At 50.8% G+C, this 18,955-nt stretch carries 20 protein-coding genes; 1 reads left to right on the top strand and 19 read right to left on the bottom strand.

All coding sequences use genetic code 11. The annotated features are described in order from the left end of the window. Positions 1–3 precede the first annotated feature (3 nt). A complete protein-coding gene (gene thrS, locus ATE40_RS07565; RefSeq protein ID WP_025159696.1) occupies positions 4–1,932 on the bottom strand; it encodes a threonine--tRNA ligase in 1,929 nt (642 codons plus the stop codon). Positions 1,933–2,199: 267 nt separating this feature from the next. Here thrS and ATE40_RS07560 point away from each other — a divergent pair, with 267 nt between their 5' ends. Next, the gene (locus ATE40_RS07560; RefSeq protein ID WP_063919342.1) at positions 2,200–2,907 is read left to right on the top strand and encodes an SOS response-associated peptidase family protein; all 708 of its coding nucleotides are present in this window, start codon (positions 2,200–2,202) and stop codon (positions 2,905–2,907) included. On the opposite strand, the gene umuC is transcribed toward ATE40_RS07560, so the two are convergent. The 18 genes from umuC to ATE40_RS07495 all read right to left on the bottom strand — a co-directional run bounded on the left by umuC (position 2,904) and on the right by ATE40_RS07495 (position 18,955). Beyond that, positions 2,904–4,172 (bottom strand): translesion error-prone DNA polymerase V subunit UmuC, encoded by a 1,269-nt coding sequence (gene umuC / locus ATE40_RS07555; RefSeq protein WP_063919341.1) that lies wholly within the window; start codon positions 4,170–4,172, stop codon positions 2,904–2,906. The genes ATE40_RS07560 and umuC overlap by 4 nt on opposite strands. Further along, entirely contained in the window at positions 4,172–4,594 is a 423-nt protein-coding gene (gene umuD, locus ATE40_RS07550) for a translesion error-prone DNA polymerase V autoproteolytic subunit (protein ID WP_033637997.1), read from the bottom strand. The genes umuC and umuD overlap by 1 nt, the downstream gene beginning before the upstream one ends. A 145-nt stretch (positions 4,595–4,739) precedes the next feature. After that, complete coding sequence (locus ATE40_RS24625) at positions 4,740–5,531, bottom strand: hypothetical protein (protein ID WP_156785417.1); 792 nt, start codon at positions 5,529–5,531, stop codon at positions 4,740–4,742. A 2-nt stretch (positions 5,532–5,533) separates the two neighbouring features. Continuing rightward, positions 5,534–7,417 carry a hypothetical protein gene (locus tag ATE40_RS24620; protein WP_156785416.1) on the bottom strand — a complete coding sequence of 628 codons (1,884 nt, stop codon included), beginning with the start codon at positions 7,415–7,417 and terminating at the stop codon, positions 5,534–5,536. After that, a complete protein-coding gene (locus ATE40_RS07545; RefSeq protein WP_063919340.1) occupies positions 7,418–9,910 on the bottom strand; it encodes a host specificity factor TipJ family phage tail protein in 2,493 nt (830 codons plus the stop codon). Further along, positions 9,870–10,289, bottom strand: coding sequence for an NlpC/P60 family protein (locus ATE40_RS07540; RefSeq protein WP_244889070.1), 420 nt, complete (start codon positions 10,287–10,289; stop codon positions 9,870–9,872). The genes ATE40_RS07545 and ATE40_RS07540 overlap by 41 nt, the downstream gene beginning before the upstream one ends. Next, the gene (locus ATE40_RS07535) at positions 10,282–10,752 is read right to left on the bottom strand and encodes a DUF1833 family protein (RefSeq protein ID WP_060452314.1); all 471 of its coding nucleotides are present in this window, start codon (positions 10,750–10,752) and stop codon (positions 10,282–10,284) included. The genes ATE40_RS07540 and ATE40_RS07535 overlap by 8 nt, the downstream gene beginning before the upstream one ends. Continuing rightward, a complete protein-coding gene (locus ATE40_RS07530) occupies positions 10,753–11,220 on the bottom strand; it encodes a hypothetical protein (RefSeq protein WP_063919339.1) in 468 nt (155 codons plus the stop codon). Between the two features lie 57 nt (positions 11,221–11,277). Further along, positions 11,278–14,511 (bottom strand): tape measure protein, encoded by a 3,234-nt coding sequence (locus ATE40_RS07525; protein ID WP_244889069.1) that lies wholly within the window; start codon positions 14,509–14,511, stop codon positions 11,278–11,280. 40 nt (positions 14,512–14,551) lie between these two features. Further along, entirely contained in the window at positions 14,552–15,091 is a 540-nt protein-coding gene (locus ATE40_RS07520) for a tetratricopeptide repeat protein (protein ID WP_156785415.1), read from the bottom strand. A 113-nt stretch (positions 15,092–15,204) separates the two neighbouring features. Then, the gene (locus ATE40_RS24615) at positions 15,205–15,405 is read right to left on the bottom strand and encodes a lipoprotein (RefSeq protein ID WP_156785414.1); all 201 of its coding nucleotides are present in this window, start codon (positions 15,403–15,405) and stop codon (positions 15,205–15,207) included. A 112-nt stretch (positions 15,406–15,517) separates the two neighbouring features. Next, complete coding sequence (locus tag ATE40_RS25055; protein WP_177342837.1) at positions 15,518–15,712, bottom strand: DUF551 domain-containing protein; 195 nt, start codon at positions 15,710–15,712, stop codon at positions 15,518–15,520. 96 nt (positions 15,713–15,808) lie between these two features. After that, positions 15,809–16,204: a hypothetical protein gene (locus tag ATE40_RS07515; RefSeq protein ID WP_244889068.1), complete on the bottom strand. Its 396-nt coding sequence runs from the start codon at positions 16,202–16,204 to the stop codon at positions 15,809–15,811. Next, entirely contained in the window at positions 16,194–16,553 is a 360-nt protein-coding gene (locus tag ATE40_RS24095; RefSeq protein WP_071891976.1) for a hypothetical protein, read from the bottom strand. The genes ATE40_RS07515 and ATE40_RS24095 overlap by 11 nt, the downstream gene beginning before the upstream one ends. An 87-nt stretch (positions 16,554–16,640) precedes the next feature. Then, positions 16,641–17,315 (bottom strand): DUF6246 family protein, encoded by a 675-nt coding sequence (locus ATE40_RS07510; RefSeq protein ID WP_063919335.1) that lies wholly within the window; start codon positions 17,313–17,315, stop codon positions 16,641–16,643. Between the two features lie 51 nt (positions 17,316–17,366). After that, entirely contained in the window at positions 17,367–18,116 is a 750-nt protein-coding gene (locus ATE40_RS07505) for an Ig-like domain-containing protein (RefSeq protein WP_063919334.1), read from the bottom strand. Positions 18,117–18,176: 60 nt separating this feature from the next. Beyond that, on the bottom strand, positions 18,177–18,560 hold the full coding sequence (locus ATE40_RS07500) for a phage tail termination protein (RefSeq protein ID WP_063919333.1): 384 nt from the start codon (positions 18,558–18,560) through the stop codon (positions 18,177–18,179). After that, entirely contained in the window at positions 18,557–18,955 is a 399-nt protein-coding gene (locus tag ATE40_RS07495) for an HK97 gp10 family phage protein (RefSeq protein ID WP_060660826.1), read from the bottom strand. The genes ATE40_RS07500 and ATE40_RS07495 overlap by 4 nt, the downstream gene beginning before the upstream one ends.

Genomic DNA, 18,955 nt, shown 5'->3' with positions numbered 1-18,955 from the left:
ACTTTATTCCTCCAGTTGATGAAGACTACGGCTGCGAATCTCTTTCAGCAGCTTGTCTACGACTTCGTTTACGTCCAGGCTTCCCAGGTCTTTGCCACGGCGGGTACGAACGGCAACTTTGCCTGCTTCGACCTCTTTGTCGCCGCACACCAACATGTAAGGGACCCGACGTAAAGTATGTTCGCGAATTTTAAAGCCAATCTTCTCATTTCTCAAGTCCGCTTTCACGCGAATACCTGCATCCTGCAGTTTTTTGGTCAATTGCTGGACGTAATCAGACTGGCTGTCGGTGATATTCATCACCACCACCTGCACCGGAGCGATCCAGGTCGGGTAGAACCCGGCGTATTCTTCGGTAAGGATACCGATGAAGCGTTCCATGGAGCCCAAAATGGCGCGGTGAATCATTACCGGCACGACGCGATCGTTGTTTTCGCCAACGTACGAGGCGCCCAAACGGCCCGGCAAGAAGAAATCGAGCTGCACGGTACCACATTGCCATGCGCGATCCAAACAATCATGCAGGGTAAATTCAATTTTCGGTCCGTAGAAGGCGCCCTCACCCGGCTGGTACTCGAACGGAATGCCGTTCTCGGTCAGCGCGGCGGCCAGGTCTTCTTCCGCACGGGTCCACATGTCGTCGGTACCGATGCGTTTTTCCGGACGCGTGGACAGCTTGACGGCGATCTTGTCGAAGCCGAAGGTGCCGTACACGTCATAAACCATGCGAATGCATTCGTTCACTTCGGCGCGCACCTGCTCTTCGGTACAGAAGATGTGGGCGTCATCCTGCGTGAAGCCGCGCACGCGCATCAGACCGTGCAGGGAACCCGAAGGCTCGTTGCGGTGGCAGCTGCCGAATTCGCCCATGCGCAGCGGCAGATCGCGGTACGACTTCAGGCCCTGGTTGAAGATCTGCACGTGACCCGGGCAGTTCATCGGCTTGATGCAGTATTCGCGGTTCTCCGACGCGGTGGTGAACATGGCGTCTTTGTAGTTTTCCCAGTGGCCGGTTTTTTCCCACAGCACGCGGTCCATCATGAACGGACCTTTCACTTCCTGGTACTGGTACTCTTTGAGCTTCATGCGCACGAAGGCTTCCAGCTCGCGGAAAATCGTCCAACCGTCGTTGTGCCAGAACACCATGCCCGGCGCTTCTTCCTGCATGTGATACAGGTCGAGCTGTTTGCCGATCTTGCGGTGATCGCGCTTGGCCGCTTCTTCCAGGCGCTGCAGATAGGCGTTCAGCTGCTTCTTGTCTGCCCAAGCGGTACCGTAGATACGCTGCAGCATTTTGTTTTTGCTGTCGCCGCGCCAGTAAGCGCCGGAGGTTTTCTGCAGTTTGAAGTGGTGGCAGAAACGCATGTTCGGCACGTGCGGGCCGCGGCACATGTCGACGTATTCTTCGTGGTGATACAGGCCCGGACGATCGTCATGGCTGATGTTCTCATCCAGGATCGCCACTTTGTAGATTTCGCCGCGCTCAGCGAAGGTGTCGCGGGCTTCTTGCCAGCTGACCTTCTTCTTGATGACGTCGTAATCCTTATCGGCCAACTCGTGCATCCGCTTTTCCAGCAGATCCAGGTCTTCCTGCGTCAGGGTGCGGTCGATATCCACGTCATAATAGAAACCGTTGTCGATCACCGGACCGATCGCCATTTTGGTATCCGGCCACAGCTGCTTGATCGCATGACCCAGCAGGTGCGCGCAGGAGTGGCGCATGATTTCCAGACCGTCTTCATCTTTGATGGTGATGATGGCCAGCTGCGCATCCGATTCGATCAGATCGCCGGCGTCAACCAGCTCGCCGTTGACGCGGCCGGCGATACAGGCTTTCGCCAGGCCAGGGCCGATATCGCGCGCGACATCCATCGGGGAAACGGGGTGGTCGAAATGACGCTGACTACCGTCAGGAAGAGTAATAACAGGCATTAATAATTCCTTATCTACAGTGGTGACCCACACGACAGATCACATGAAGAAATACAATATTGTTTAACTACATGATGTTATCGACGCTATCCAGCTTTACCCTGCCAGATATGTACACTCATATGTACACAATTTGAAATGTACTATGTTGTTACGCCATAACGGGATGAGTAGTCTATCACTAGAGAAAGGCCATCATCTACAAGAGGATTTACAAACCCTCCCCTCGTCTATACTTCCACTATCGTCCTCTAAAGGGATATCAGTATGTGTGGCCGTTTTGCTCAAATTCAAACTCGTGCAGATTATCTAGATGTTCTGGCATCCGAGCTAGAATTTGCCGGCGCATTGGATAACGTGCCGATTGCACGTTACAACGTGGCGCCAGGCACTCGCGTACTGATATTGAATCAGCGTGACGACAAGCTACACCTTGATCCTGTTGACTGGGGGTATGGCCCTGATTGGTGGCGTGAAATGAAGCGTCAGCCGGTTATCAATGCTCGCGTTGAAACAGCCGCCACCAGCAGAATGTTCAAGCCGCTATGGAATCACGGTCGCGCGCTGGTGATGGCAGATGGCTGGTACGAGTGGAAGAAAGACAAGCACGACGCCAAAGTAAAGCAGCCCTATTTCATCTATCACGAATCGAAAGCACCTATATTTTTCGCCGCAATAAGCCGCCATCACCCCGATGCTAAAGAGCCTCCTGATGATGACGGTTTTGTCATTGTGACCAGCGCCAGCGATTCGGGTCTGCTCGATATTCATGACCGGCGGCCTGTCGTTCTACCACCAGCAGCGGCACGGGAATGGATGAGCCCGGACATCACATCAGCGAGAGCTGAAGAACTCGCGAACGAAGCGGCCGCACCTCCCGATGATTTCGCCTGGCATCCTGTAGGAAAATCAGTCGGCAATATCCGCAATGACAGCGCTGAGCTGATTAAGCCTATCGCCAATCCACTGGTTTAATAAACCCGAGCGCGTGGCAGATCACTAAGCCGTGTAGTGTATGCCGGTGACAGTAGCTCACGCTTCATTGACCACACCTGATGCGCTCCTTGACCAGCGAACCACAATTTCGCCCTACCCGAATTGTTTATCCGATCAAGCACGCCCATGAGCTGTTCACTGTTATGCCGTGGTTTGTACTCATCGAACAGCCCTAACTGAGCCACGCCTTGGCTGTAAAAATCCTGCAGCATCACCCCGCCTTTCTGATACCGATGACCGGGTTGCCAAATCGCATCAAGGCAACGCATAGCCGCGGCGATAATGTCGCGAGTATCCTGTGTGGGTACGCTCAGTTTTATGCTTGCGGTGTTGCCGTAGTACTCCTCATTGATGGCAAATGGGCTGGTTTTGAGCCACGCGCTGACATGCCGGCAATACTGATGCTCCTCCCTCAGCTTCTCCGCTGCACGCGTCGCGTACATGCAAATAGCCTGATGCATCTGGTCATACTCGGTGATCCGGTCACCGAAGCTGCGGCTGCAGATGATTTGCTGTTTTGTCGGCGCAAACTCCTCCAGCTCGAGACAAGGCTGACCACGTAGCTCACGCACAGTTCGCTCAATGACAACGCTGAAATGCTTGCGGATCATCGCAGTGCTTGCATCGGCCAGCTGTAGTGCCGTTTCAATACCCATCATATTGAGCTTTTTCGATATCCGGCGTCCGATACCCCAGACCTCATTAACAGGCACAAGGCCCATCAATTTGCGCTGGCGCCCTTCATTAGATAGATCCACTACTCCACCGGTCTTGTCCCACTTCTTCGCCGCGAAGTTTGCCAGCTTGGCTAACGTCTTGGTTTGGGCAATGCCAACGCCCACAGTTAGCCCTGTATTGCGCAGCACTTTTGCTCTCACCTGGCGGCCGAAAGTATCCAGATCGATACAGTTACTAACGCCGGTCAGATCGAGGAAACTTTCGTCAATTGAATATACTTCTACGCGTGGCGCCATCTCTTCTAAAACAGCCATCACGCGCTGAGACATGTCTGCGTATAACTCATAGTTGCTGCTGAACGCGATGCCCCCTGCTCGCTCAAATTCCCGCTTAATTTTGAAATAGGGTTCTCCCATCTTTAACCCTAACGCCTTCGCTTCTTTGCTCCTGGCTACGACACATCCGTCGTTATTCGACAAAACGACGACAGGACGCCCTCGCAGATCTGGGCGCCATAGCGTTTCGCAGCTCGCGTAAAAGCTGTTCACATCAGCAAGCGCGTACATTATTTGAGCCTCGTTATCGAAGATACAACAACGCCCATCACCTCCAGATCGTCGCCGCCATCATGGAGTAGGATCGGCTCATACTTCGGGTTCATAGGTTCCAATTGCGCGCGAGGATGCAAACAGAGACGCTTCACGGTGAACTCGCCGGCTATGCTGGCAATCACAATATCGCCATGGGCAGGGCTGATACTGCGATCGACAACGAGCATAGAGCCCTCCGTGATGCCAGCCTCCAACATCGAGTCGCCGGTCGCATAGAGAAAATAGGTCGCATTGGGATGGCTGATACAGTACTCGTTCAGATCGATACGCGAACTAACGTAATCCGCCGCAGGACTGGGAAACCCCGCCGGCACCTTGTCGGCGAACAGCGGGATTTTGAGCTTGGTTGGGTTTGGTGTTGGATAAAAGAAAGTCATAATGTTGCCTTGTTACTGTGTTTTTATACAGTATATGCGCAAGATTTTGACGGGGGAAAGTTCGGAATTTTGTTAGAACGATAGGATATTGATCGGTAAAGAAAGATAGTTTTGATGAATGGCCGGGTTCCCTCCCGGCACTCTTTTAGATGACCTCTCCATGCTGTGCCATGAAGAATTTGTCATACAGATACATCATGTTCAGATCTGACAGTAAAAGTGCCTTGTCGAAAACGGAGCATGAGGCAACTTCGATGTTAGATGAATTGACGACTGGTGTTGATGGATCTCGCCAGGCGCCAATTCTGTAACGAGATGGCACGCCACCTTCAAGGATCACTCGATTAGCAAGGTTGACACCTGGCGTGTTATTACCCATGACGAGGGCACCTGATTGTGATGGAACATACAGAGCACAGAAGTTGCCACTGCCATCAACAACTAGTGCCGTCCATTGCCACGATAGCGCCTTGACTGCCGGTGTAGTCGCGGGTTTTGCCAACGAAAAATATGGGTCTGTTTTCTGGCCGGCACCTACAACACCACTCATTGAATTAATATCAGCAGTTTTACTCGCACTCTGAATGATACCAATACCTACACCAGTTACTGTATTGTTCTGGCTAAGGTTTCCGAATGGGTAGTTGTAGGATGAACCCGAGTCAACTACAGCTGGTTGCCGATGAATACAGATTAGAGTTCTATTAACTCCATCAGGAACGCTGGTAAGGTAGCCATTAACTTTACTACACGAAACACCAAAGGTAGCCTGATTTGGATTGCCAATTTTCGTCAGTGTATTGCCGTTTCCTGTTAAGTCTGAACTGAAATCACCGCGCCATGCAGCCATACATCCATCTACTACTGAGAATGGCACGTATTTAATGCCAAACGCTGGATTTTCGATAACAGAATCATCTGCTAATAAAATAGGCATAATTATAACTCCGACATCCAGATTTCCAAATAGTCATCCATCGGGCGAAAAACACCGTCAGAATCCGTATATGACTCTCCAGGCAGGTCGCCGGAGCTGTCACAAATGTTTCCTCTAGGCCCGCTCAGTCTTCCATTTGTTTGCGCCCCCTCTGGTCGCCCCCATCCATATGTTAGGGTTTCGTCGGAGTTTAATGGCCTAGATAAAATCACTGAAATCCTGTCAGATGCTGAAACAGCGACAGAATCGATAATATCAACAACATTTCGCGTATTTTTGTTGATTATATCAAATCCATAGTTATCCGCTTCAGCGACCCAATCAGTTTTAATCCGAATCGGTAACGTAGGAGCACTACAAGTCAACTCATGCACATTACCCTGAACAAACTCTGAAGTGATAGCTAGCCAAGTAATACCGTTTTCGCGTCCTTCCTCGTTATTCTTCAGCGCTCTAAACAATGACCGTTCAGCCAGCTTGCTGCAGTATAAATACTCTTGTGGTGACATATGGACACCATCAACATACAAAGCGACATAGCCTGGGAATCCTATCTGCATCAATCCTTCATGTGATAACTTCCTGATAGCCAGGGCAATTGTCGGTTCTCTTCTCGCATATGCTTTATGAGTTGATATTTGATCTGCAATATAAATTTTATTATGTTCCTGACCAGTTATGTTTTTGTCATCGTTCCATTGATCATTCATGTATGCCTTCATACCTGTATACCACTGATTAAACGAAGTGTTATCCCTGTAATCTGATTGCCCCTGGTCGAACATCACAGCTAATGTCGAGAACGTCTTACCCTCAGCGTTTGCTAACCTCTTTGCATTTGTTGTGTGATCTATGGTTTTTGCATATGCAGCCGTGCCCTTGCTGATTTCTGATAGTTTCAGTCCTGGTGTTCCGGCAGAAGAACCAAAGAAGATGGTACCTAACCCAGAGGCTGAAGAAGACCTATCATCAATAAGCCTTTTGGTTAATCCGTTTGTAAATCCGCTTACATAACTTTCTGATTGCGGAAATTCAGCACCTTCGTTTTTAGTTGACTCCACCAATGGCATTGTTGTGTCAGTAGCTGTTGTATCGCTGAATATCGTGCCGCTGAATGTAATATTCATATAAGGTTGGGTAGTAGATAAAACCCTCATGTGCTCCTGATCGGTAACTCCACACGATAACGATTGCCCCTGAGCCTGCACACTCATAACACCAGAGAACTTTATTACATTAACCTTCCTTTCTGGAACAACGCCTATTACTGGCATTCCTTCAGGATTAGAATACCCTGGCGAACATGCATATGATCTAAAGTATTTATCTGTAAAGATAATTCCAGGCTCGCCACCAAGATTAACTACACGCAATCCAGACAAGAAGGAATCCCCATTGCTATTAACATAAAGTGGAATTTTACCGTTTACTGATGCGATTCCGGCAATGATTTCCCTGCCCACCTCATCCTTCACGCCTTTGATGTTCTGTACGTTTCTTAGCTGGTTTGAAAGATAATTAACCTTGTCACCAAGCTCGCTTACAAATTCACTTGATGGGTAGCTTTTGTCTGTTTTAGTCGCAACCCCATTAACGTTATGCCAGACATCAGCAATGTTATTTTTATCAGAAGACCACACAAAGTAATATGCGCCGTTTGGAATCTCACCAGAAGCAATTGCGTCGTTCGCCTCCTCTTCCGTCCATGGATGACCAAGTGGCGCTACATTGGCCAGCGCACCAGCCCACGTATATCGTTCAACTCCAAATCTATCGATATAAGTTTTAGAGTTTGAGTTTACGATTTGATCTATTTTCCCAGCGTTAAACTTTAAATCCTGTACCGCTTCGCTTGGAATGGGATTGTTTGTTGGTGTGGTAGCCATTTATTCAGTTACCTCGTAATTATACATTTCATCGTTGTATTCAGACATGGTTAACGAGGTAGTCCCGTCGCCATTCGGTTTCTTTTCGGTGATCGTCCATTTCGTTGCGTCCATCTCCACCTGAGAAGCGATGACGTAGCGAGACGGCGACTGGGTGTTGTACCCGTCATAGAGGTTGAGGGTTATTGCTGGTACTGCTGCAGTGAAGCCAAATATGGTATCTGGGCGAGGAAATGCCTGGACGCGCGCTGTAGGCGCACCGATTGCATCAGTTACGACCACAAACATATCCCCAGACCACTCGAGCCGTTCGCTGGTATCGAAGTTGTTGCCGTTACGTGCAACGATATAGCCATCCTGCTGGTTCGCGTCGTAGATATCGGCTACCTGCACCATCTGCCCGACGTTCACCCATTCACCATCGGCAAGCGCGCGGATAGCCATCGTTTGGCGCGAATACAGCAGCCGGCGAACTTCTTTCAATGCCCGATCCCGTGCCTGGAAAGAATTGCGGATAAACAGCATGTCGAACTTCTTCGCCTTTACCGGTTCCCCCTCTTCAATCGAGTTGCCGACGATCCGGTAGCGAATGAATGCCTGCTTATTCGTGACCGGGTTTCGATACTTGACCTCTACCCCATCAAAACCACCGGGTAGTGTCATGTCGTAGGAAAGGCTGTAATCCTCCGCTTTCATGTTGGCGCGGTTGAATACCGTCGTTGCGTTTGGCTTCCGCTCATCGCGTGTGAAGGACAGCACCCCACCATCCCAAAACGCGGTTACAGTCGCCGCATCACAGATCGTCTGAATCCGAGAACCCAGCGAGATATCTTCGTCATCGAAGGTGTAATCGAAATAGCCCAGGCGCTGATCCGGCAACGATGCCGCGATAGAGTAAAGCTCGTAGATGTCGATACTCGACTCTGGCTGACCCCCCATCTTTAGCCAGGTGTGCAATACCGCGTCTGCAAACGAGCGTGACGGTCTTTCTGTGTAATCGACTGTCTGTGTGGCTAGGTTGTAGCTGATGACGTGGCGGGTGATTAGAGCGTTATATTTTCGCTCCCTTGCACTGGTCGCGCGTTCTGTCGCAGTGACAGTGACGGTTACGAGCGTGTCATTCGGGTAAACAACGTTGGTGCGCGTCCTGACGATGTGTACAGCTTCAACCTTCAGGATCGAGTGATCGTTACTGTTGTTGGTTCTGACAAACTGAAGCGCATAACGACCATAACCGGCTGCCGGCGTGATTTTGGTTGTCCCGTACTTGGTATCTGCATTCTCGTCATCATTGTTAAGTCCGATGTTTAGAAACTCTGTAGTCCCTGGGATCTGGTTGTTGTCATCGTCAATCTTCCACCATGTGACCGTTGTTCGTGCATAGTCACCATGCCCCAGTTGCGCCTGCAGATGAATCCATAGCTGAGTCCCCTCTACTGGTGAAAATGACGGGCCGATTACCAACGGTTCATTGTCGTTTAGCGTGAATATCGACGTGTTGATCACCGCATCATCGGGGATCTGCCCAATATCATTGCCCCCCAGGTTTATGAAGGTGAATTCGTAGAAATACTGCGGATTAACTGGGGCGCCATCGTCGGTTGTCGTCGCACTGAAGAGATCGGCAAATACAGTGATATCGCGTGTTACTGGGCCTGATACTGTGTTGTAGGTGACATTGACCACAAACGACACAGAATGAGGCTTAGACAGGTCATAGAAGTAATCAAAGTCGCTGTTCTGCTTGATTTTTACCTTTGCCTGTCCGGCGATGAACTCGCCAGAAACCATGTCGGTGGTCGTCGTCGCCGTTTCTGCTGGGAAATCACCGCTCTCGTTCGGCCCAGGAAGCTCCTGGCCGTCGATGTCGTCGAAAGCGAACCCCTCATTGATCAGCGGGATGTTCTCGCCTGGCTGGTAGATACGGTATGAGGCGCCAGCCAGCGCGCCTAGGTTCGATTCTGAGTACCTGACTGACGTGACGTCATACCGGCCCAGCCCGAAGTTCATCCACTCGGTCACCTTCTTGATGTTCTTGTCGTACTCAAACAACGACTCCTGAATCAGGTCTGGGTACGCGCGCACCTGGCCGTAATTGTCAGGCTTTGCCTCGCCATTTCGCGCAATGTTGGTTTGCCCTTTCAGGCTGTTATTAGGGGAGGTCTTTGCGTTGCTGCTTGTCGCCACGCCAGCACTTGGCTGGCCAAGCAATGACGTCAGGATCTTTTGAACAAACTTTATCGGAGCGAAAATCGGACTTAGCACTTTGCCAATGGTGCCGCTTTTCGGCTGGTCGAAGACGCTGATCACGTCGCCATCGTTGAGTAGGAAATTCAGTTCATCATCAGGCTGCAGCTTTACGCCATTACGCAGAATTTCAACATCACAGTGAAGATTGGCCGATTTCAGCCAGGGATAGAACATGCTGCCGGCGGGAAGGTTATGACGTTCTTTAGGCAACCCCGGCACGCGCTGAACTTCGATCAACGGCATAGTCGTAAAACTCCAATTTGGTGAAAACTCGCTCCAGCGTCCGTAGCTTGTCAAAGCGCACATGCCCCGCTTCGCCGCGGCTATGGAATGCTTGCCCATCAATGACCAAACCAACGTGGGCTGGCTGACCGCCGTAATACGCGATAAAAATGCTATCGTCGGCCGCTTTCTCGGCCTGATGCCAGAACACAACATCACCGGAAAAACACGTCAGGAAGTCGCTACCGGCTTCGTAGTCCGGCGTTTGGTGTATCTCTATGCCGAGAACATGCCGGTAATACAGCACAACCAGTCCCCAGCAATCAGTTGCGTCGAACGAGCACGCCCGATCGCGCCACGGCTTACCCTCCATGGCGTGAATGAAGTCAGGTTTATGCATTGGCGAGTCCTGGGAATTCAGTGGTGTTGTAGAGAAAGCCGATGTTGTTGTTTAGCGGGTTCTGCAGCGTGAGCGAGCACGTTACGTCAGCCTCATCGAGAGAGGCATCTTTCACATACAGCGTCCAAGACTTCAGCGGCGTGTTCATGTCCGCCGCATCGAAACGCTGGTACGTGGCAGAGATAGGCGTTATGCGTGAGTGCGCGCGCCACAGCTTCAGCTGCTGCTTAAAGTCCTGTGCCAGGCGCCCGAATTTCACCGTTGAGTTGATCACCGGCGTACTGCTCTGCTGGCTCTCTGCGACCTCCATTCGACACGGTGAAAACACCTGGCCGGCGAACGTCTTTGGGTATATCTGGTTTGCCACCAGCCGGAGAACACCAAATGACGGATGGCTAAACGTCATCGTGTCGTAGATGATCCTGTTAGGCCGCTGTGACTGAAATTCTCGTAATGTAGGCATTCAATACTCCGGCATGTCGCGGTTGACCACTTCATCAATGATCCCCCACTGATACGGCGGCAGCTCAACAATGACGTCTGAGAACTCGTCATCCGGGTTGTAGACCTTCCGGGTGATTACGCTCGCCGTCCACGTCGTCGTGTTGCCGTTGATGCTCGTTTGCACCGGCGGCGCCACAAAATGCAGTTCCTGCAGTTGCAGGCCAGAGCCACCCAGATTGCAAAGCATCGTGAACCACTGATTGCCGTTATCCAGGTAACGAGGGCTGCGATACCACTGTTCGAATGCCCGATCCTCTTGCAGCGTGAAAATCCACGTCAGCGACCAGGAGGTTTTGAGGTCATCTGTCAGACGCTGAAAGATAGGCGCGCCCACTGCCGGCTGATCGGTGCGGAATCCGGCATCAATCGTGCGGCTCTTGTTGGCCTTCTGGGGAAGGGATAACCAGTCGGGATAAGGTATTGCCACGGTTTTCTCCCGGTAATAAAAAACCCGCCGAAGCGGGTTATGGAGGTTTGAATGCTGCTATTCAGTGGCTTTGCGAGGAGCCTGGTGATACTGGGATATACCCTGGCTGATTTGCCCACCTTGCTGCAGATCCGCCAGCACGATGCGCACCACATCGGCACCATCAGCCCCTTTGCTAGCCTGGGTATCCATTACACCAGCACCAGATGAGTAGTTTTCGATGATGATGGTTGGCGCCGCACCGCCGCCGCTGGTCATCTGCTTATTGCTGATCACCTTGCCATTGTCACCAGGTATCATGTACTGCTTACCAGTGCTCGCCTGGTAAATCTCTGGCTTGCCGCGCTCACCTACCTGGTACATCGCGCCAGCGCTCACAGGGCCGCCGTTATAACGCGCACCGGCCAAAGCCAGCCCACCAGCTAATCCAACGGTTGAGGTTATCCCTGCAGCCGCTGGAGCTGCGTTAGCGCCAAGAGTTGCCAGGGATGCCATTGCGGCCGCCGGCGCCCAGGCTGAAGCCGTTGTTGCAGCCATACCCACAGATGACGCCACGGAGGCGGCGCCAAGCGTCTGGCCGAGGATGTAGTTTTTCAACGCCTCCACACCCACCTGTACGATGCTGTTTATCACGCTGTTCAGGATGGTGTTGCCAAGTGACCGCATCGCCTCTTGTGCTGACATGGTGCCGGTAAGCAGCCCTGTAATAGCGTTTGAGGCATTACCCGAGAAAGCATCAACAGCGCTCGTCAACATGTTGTAACCAAGGCTTTGCTGGCTCAACAGCTGCCATTGCGCCGCCGTCTGCTGCTCCTGGTGTTGCTTCTCCTGGGCAGTGCGCAAAGCCAGGTACTGATCATCCGTGGCCTGTTTAGCCAAGATGAATTGGTCATAGCTGATTTTTCCCTGCTGGTAACTCTGCAGCAGTATCGCCTGCTCCTGCTGTTGATACTGCTGCATCAGCGCCAGCTTCTGAGCATTCTCATTCGCCAACTGCTGAACCGGATCAACTTCAGCTCGTGCAGATGCAACAGGGTTAACTACAGCCTGAGCGTTAATCTTCGCTAAGTTGTTCTGATGCTCCAGCGCCATTTTCTCGGTGGCGATGTTGTACTCCTGAAGGTCAATCTTCCCGGCATCCAGCGCAGCTTTCAGGTTCTGCATGGACTCGGCGTAGGATTTATTCTCCGCCTTCTCAGGCATAGCCTTGATCGCCTCAGTGACGCCTTTGGCTGCTGCGGCAGCATCCCAAGCTTTTGCGGCATATTCCCCGGCCAGGGCTACCTGTGCTTGCGTCGCGCCTTTACCGAGTGATTGCTGTGCGGTCAGGATCGCCTGCTCTCGGCTAAGCTCACTTGTTGAGCCCGCCGCAAGTTCAGACTGCTGTTTCAGGTTTGCCAGCTTCTGAGCAACGCTTTCAGCTTGATTGGCTGACTTCTTGCCCTCCGCTATTCCTTCCTTGGTTGCCTGCTTTTGCTCCTGAATCGCCTTGGTTGCATCGAACTCTGCACCAGCCCTATCGCGTGCCAGCATGACGTCTTGCTCGCTACCACCGAGAGTTCTGATGTCCTTCTCTGCCTTTAACTGAGCGCGCTTCCTGTCGTTAAGTTCGCTCTGAATCTCAACCTGATCATTCAGCTTGTCCAGATAGTCCTGAACACTTTTAGGCCGTTCAACAATGAGGCTTTGCGAGTTGAATTTATCCTTGGCCCTACTGGCGAAATTAATAGCGTTGCCCAGATGATTCATCATGCCAGCTGCTACCCCAGCCTCTTCGCCATCTCGGCGCAGAAGATCAACGCCCTGTTCAAGTTTTCCGCTTAGCTGAGCCTGGACTAATCCTAAAGTGCTTTTGGTTCGACTAAGTTTTGTCTCTGCTGAATCCACATCACGGGCAGACTGAGCCACCTGATCTTGAGCCTCAGTTACTGCCGCTGACGCTGAGTTATATGCCCAAGACCCCTCAGCAGCATTATTTAACGCCTGCTGGGCATTATATAAACGGTTAATGTTTTCTTGGTGGGCAGTTTGTAATTCGTCTAATTGCTCAACCTGAGCCCTCAGTGACGTGTTCAGATCGGCAATAGTTCCGGTTAGCTGTACATCATTCATTTGGCGCATTTTTGCTATCACGCCATCGAGTTTGTCTGCGAAATCTATCGCTTCTTGCTTAGCCTGCTGTGCGCGTTGATAGAAGTAGAATATCGCTGCAGATGCGAGTGTTGCCGCCCCGACTAAACCGCCCAGCGGGGTTAAAGCAGCAATAAGAGCTGCACGTAAAGATCCCTGTGCAATAGCAGCCCTAATCGATGCTGCGGTATTTGCTATCGTTGCTGCTGTTGCAGCCGTTAATGCAGATACATACCGCGAACCAATCACTGCAGTAATAGCCAAAATAACGTTTGAGACGGCAGTGAGGTTTTCGCTGAGGGATATAATGGTATCATTGAAAACCATCACGCCAGTTCTTACTGTTGTTGAGGTGCCGATAAATTTGGTGATGTTGTTGCTGGCAATCTGGCTTGCCTGGCCGATAGTCATCGTGGTTTTGGCAAACTCTCTACCGATCGCATCGCCTTGAGATAGCAACCCTTTCACTACCACATCAGTAGTCAACTTGCCTTGTGCAGCCATAGCACGAAGTTGGCCAATACTTACTCCAAGAGAATCAGCAAGAGCGATAGATAAGCGACTTCCCTGCTCTGCAACAGAGTTATATTCCTGCCCTCTCAGCACACCCGAAGCCAAGCCCTGAGATAGTTGAACAATGGCCCCTTCAGCCTCTTGAGCTGTAGCCCCAGACACGACAAAGCCCTGGTTGATAATTGTCGTTAGCTTAGCGAGATCGTCTGCAGAGGTGTTATAGCTTCGAGTGGCGCGCTCAAGGCGAGCATAAAGCGTCGCAGTACCGTTTAAGCTGGAGCGTGTATCTTGAGTGATCTGAAAGACTCGCTCAGTTACGTCCGCCAGGGTCTCGTTGGCTCTTACAGCATTAGCCAGCTTGTTGTTAAGCGTTGTCCATGCGTCCGCATATGACAATACTTCACGAAAAGATATAGCTGCCGTAACGGCTTTAGCGACACGCGACAGCGTGCCAAGAGTTAAGCCTGTAGAACCCGCCTGGCGCTCAAGTTTTGATAAGCTGGCATCTGCCTTTCCTGACTGTTTCCCCATCTCCTCGAGAACAACAGATGCCCTGCGACTACCTGTAATCATCTTTGCAGTGTCGATATCAACCTGATAAACGAGGCTTCCGCCGTCTTGCTCTGCCATTTTATTTTCTCCGGGCATAAAAAAACCCCGCCGAAGCGGGGTGTTTTTATACTCACTTTTACTTGAAGTAGCGTTCTTTGAAATCAGAGGCTAACTCTTCCGCTTCCACTCTTTGCACTTTATTTAAAGAATACCTGAATTTAGTTTCTTCAGAAATTGCTGCTTTATTTCTAAACGACTGAGCCACCAACAGATAGGCATAAGCTTTTACGTGGTCTTCCTCAACTCCCCAGCCATACATATAATTCATTGCGGTAAGAAACAACGCGCTTTTATTTCCACCTTTAACTGCCAACTCAAGCCATTGAGCAGACAGCTTGCTATTTTTAGTTAATCCTTCCCAACCATTAGAGTACGCAGTTCCGAGTGTATACTGGGCATCAGGGTTACCGCTTTCAGCAGCCATCTTAAGCCATTTAATTGCTTCACTATCATTTTTTCCACCGCTAGCTCTGCCTGAGCTATACATTTTGTAAAGCTCTATCTGCGCGGCAGAATCACCGGCATTCGCTTTATTCTCAATATCCTCTTGTGATGGTGATGAGTCACATGAAGATAGGAAAATACAAAAAACCAATAGCCACAGATTTTTACGCACTTCATTTTTCCATAATAAGTAACAAGTCGTTACATGGTAGCAGAGGCGTCGGCGGTGGCAACGAAAACGAGGGGCCAGAAAGCAAAAAGCCCACTCAGGTGGGCTTATATCAGTCAGTAGTTTCTCTCAGCACGCTTCATCAGTCTGTCTTGTGGCGATTGAGTTTTGGTAGACAGAGGAGCGACAAACTCTTTCCACTCTTTGCTGTCTTTCTGAGCAGACGATTGTTTGCTATTCAATTGATAATCATCGTTCTGGCCTGCGCATCCTGATAGAACCAGAACACCCAGGGCAACCAATAGTGACTTACGCATATCTACATCCTTATAGGAACAAACAACCCATCAAATGATAACGAATCTCACTTGCGAGGTAAAGTAAGCCTTAGAATGCAAAAAGCCCACTCAAGTGGGCTTATCTTCATCGCTATTGAGGCGCATCAGGGAACGGCATCCAGTGGGTCACTGTTAGATTTGTATGCTGAGTGCTGCTATTAAGCAAAACCGCCTGAAAACCGTTGATAGGGTTGAAATTAGCAGATCCAACGCCCTTATCTGTGGCAATGATTACGCGATATAGGCTTGCCTCTGGCAGCTTTTCGTCTACAGATATCCATTTCATAGTAATCACCATTGTTAAGGATGATTGAGCACTATAGCACCCGTAGAAAGCAAAAACCCACCTCTTGGGTGGGTTAGTAATCACACATATATTTTGTTAGCTAGCAAATAAATAGTGTGCAGCAACCTTATATGCAGCCGTGCCAATGGCAATAATGGCCGGAACCCCCAAAAGAATGGATAGTTTTGCATCTGAAATCTTCTTATCCATCGAATCGGAAGACGGTTTTTTATCAACCGACTCCTTGAGTCCGGAGAACTTCTCAACCAAAACGGCTAGACTTTTATCAATGGATCCCACTGTCCCTTCCACCTTCAGCATGGTCAGCTTGAGTTCAGACACGTCCGCTTTGATATGCTCAACGTCAGCCTCAAGCTTAGCAACTCTGGCTTCGATCATACCATCACCTCCATCACCACCGCCTCCATGCCAGGTATATTTAGGATAATCAGCCAACGATGTTACTCCGTACTCCTTCGCATCATTGGCCATTTCCACATCCCTCTTCAACCCATTTTAAAACTGGCCATACAGCTATATGGTGTGTAAAGCCGCAGTTTCTGCAAATCACACGATACTGATAGTCCATTATCGAAAACGGTGGGCCAGGGGCATCAAGTTTTACATAGCTAACGTATGTTATGGACTCACCTCCATCAGGCCCGACAGTTGTAAGTCCAACTTCTGGTATTCCTATGTCTTCGCTACCACAAAGAAGGCACTGAAAAACAGGCACGCCACGCTTGTAAAGAAACTCAGATAGATGTTTAGGGGTAACTTTTTCAAGTCTACTCTCAAGTAAAAGCCGATTTTGTCTATGGTGGTCAGCTTCATTGTTCATGGTAGTTACTCTTTATCACTTTATTGTAAATTTACCATGTAGACATTCGGCTATGTTACTGATCTTTTGATCACCAGAAGCAGAGAGCTATCTTTTCTTCTCCATCATCGCCTGCCAGCGCTTCTCATCTTCGTCCATGACCTGATCGTACTCTTCGCGCGTGAAGCCTTTCTGCTCTGGATATTTTGCCGCCAGCAGCAACTGAAACTCGGTCATCGAAAGGCGCTCTGCTTCGGCACGAGGCATGTTGAAGTGATTCCGTGCTGCGCTGATGTACTCGAAGGCGTTGAACTCGTTCACGTAGCTTTTCGACTCATGTCGCTGCAGCTTGCGTATCTTTGCCTTGCCGATGATGCCGTGAGTGATCAGCGACTGGCCGATTACGATGATATCGCTCGCCGGCATCTTGCCGCGGCGAAACACGAAAGCTCTCTTTCCTCGTTTGCTTGGCCGCAACTCTCCCACCAGCGCGCTAAGGTCATCATCACAGCATGCCTGCATAACGATCATTCCGGCGAATATTGCTGAGCTACTGAATGACGGCGCGTTGATGTATGCCAGCAACCACCCAGGAACCTCACCGTATGCCTCTACAGCGGCTTCAAGTAACCGTGGCGACTCACTGGTATGGAGTTCAGCAAATCGCTCTACAATCTCCGCTGGCGAGCCTATGCGGGTCATGTTTGCGAACGAAGGTCGAAGGAAGTAATCGCGATCGGCATCGGTGATGACCATCTCGCCTAATTCAGTGATTGGTGTCATGAGATGCCTCGAATAATTATCATCAAGGGCGCAGTACGCCCTTTGTGATAGTCACGCGGTAACGGTGATCGCGCTGGTTGATGTTTTGGCGCCATCATTGGTGGTAAATGTGATTGTGGCCGCGCCGGCAGAAACGCCAGTAACGAGACCTGACTGATTGACGGTGGCCTTACCGGTTGCCGAGGATGACCAGGTGCCGGTTTTGTCGCTTGCATCAGCCGGCGCCACTGTGGCGGTAAGCTGTTGAGTAGCCCCTACAGCAATGCTTGCTGTTGCTGGCGCCACTGTCACACCGTTAACCGGTACATCCGCGGCGACTTCAAATACGACAGTATCGGCATCAGCAACTTTCCACTCGCCGGAGAAAGTGGAGATGTCGCTCGTGCCAAAATCACCAGACCACGATGTGGTGTTGAAGTAGCCCATGATGTAGGTGCCGGAATCTTCGCCAACGAAATCGAATCGAACCCAAATCGACGGCTGCCGGCCAGCCTGCACTTCATCGAAAATGTACTTGGAGATGTTGAGGGCGCCGATCTCAGTGGTTTTGTCTTTGCGGCGGAATTCACCTTCACCGGAAATGGTGAAATCCATGGTAGTTACCAGGTTCTCCACCAGCCCTTTCGCGTCGTCCGCTTCAGACGTCACGGAGTTTGGCGAGAAGTCGAAGCCCTTGGTGGTCAGCGCGCCGAGGCGCTTCCAGTCACTCAGTGCCGGCAGCGTGTCAGCACAGCCGAAAGCCATACGCAGCACCGCGACTTTACCGATCAGCTTGCCGGTATCATTTGCACAACCTTGCATGTGTTACCTCTTCAAATAAAAAAGGCCGCCCATAGGCAGCCTGATGGATAGATATGTGCGTTATTCGCCGTAGGTGCAGCAGACTAAAAGTCGGTAGATTAATCGCCCCTCTGCTGATGGGATTGGCGTTGGATAGCCTCCGAGCAGCCGCATGGCACCTACACAGCTATCAGCGCCCTGCTGGCGGCTGATGTAGTCGGCGATTTTGTTCGCCGCGGCATCTGCTTCTGCGTTCTTCCCTTTGGCTCCGACTACATCGACCATTACGAAAAAATCTCCGCCGTGGTCGTATTGAATATCTGAACCTCCACCTGGCCGGAACACGATGAAAGCGTCGGATAACTTGCCGGTGTCGTTCCACATCAGCGTTTGGATGGTGAGCCCTGCGGTTAGGCCTGCACTCTCGAAAAGATTTCGCAGGCGGAGATACATTGGAGGTGTCACAGCATCATCTCCTTCCTGATTATCTCGCCCACCTGCCGGCGGGTTTTCTCTGCGGCCTTGGTTAGGAATTTAGGTTCACCAGCAGGATCCCAGTAATTTCCACGGTTGTTTGGCCGCGGCAACCCCTTCATGATGCCACTGGCGTTATGGACATAGACCGCATAATTCGCTGAGTAACCGATACGGCCAGTAATCCGAGTACCGTTGATCATTGTCTCCTGGTACTGCGAATTTATCAGGGTACTGGTGTCAACCGGGGTCATCAGCGCTGCTTCATTAGCGATTATCATCACGGCCGATTTGATAGCCCTGACTGCCTTTCTCGTCCTGACATCCTCAACCACGGCATCAAGGCGCCGCTGGGCCTCTTTGATACCCTTTATCTTTACGCCCAT

Source organism: Serratia surfactantfaciens (assembly GCF_001642805.2).
Classification (GTDB): domain Bacteria; phylum Pseudomonadota; class Gammaproteobacteria; order Enterobacterales; family Enterobacteriaceae; genus Serratia; species Serratia surfactantfaciens.
Note: the sequence above shows the minus strand (reverse complement) of the source record. Positions and strands in the feature narration are given on the sequence as shown.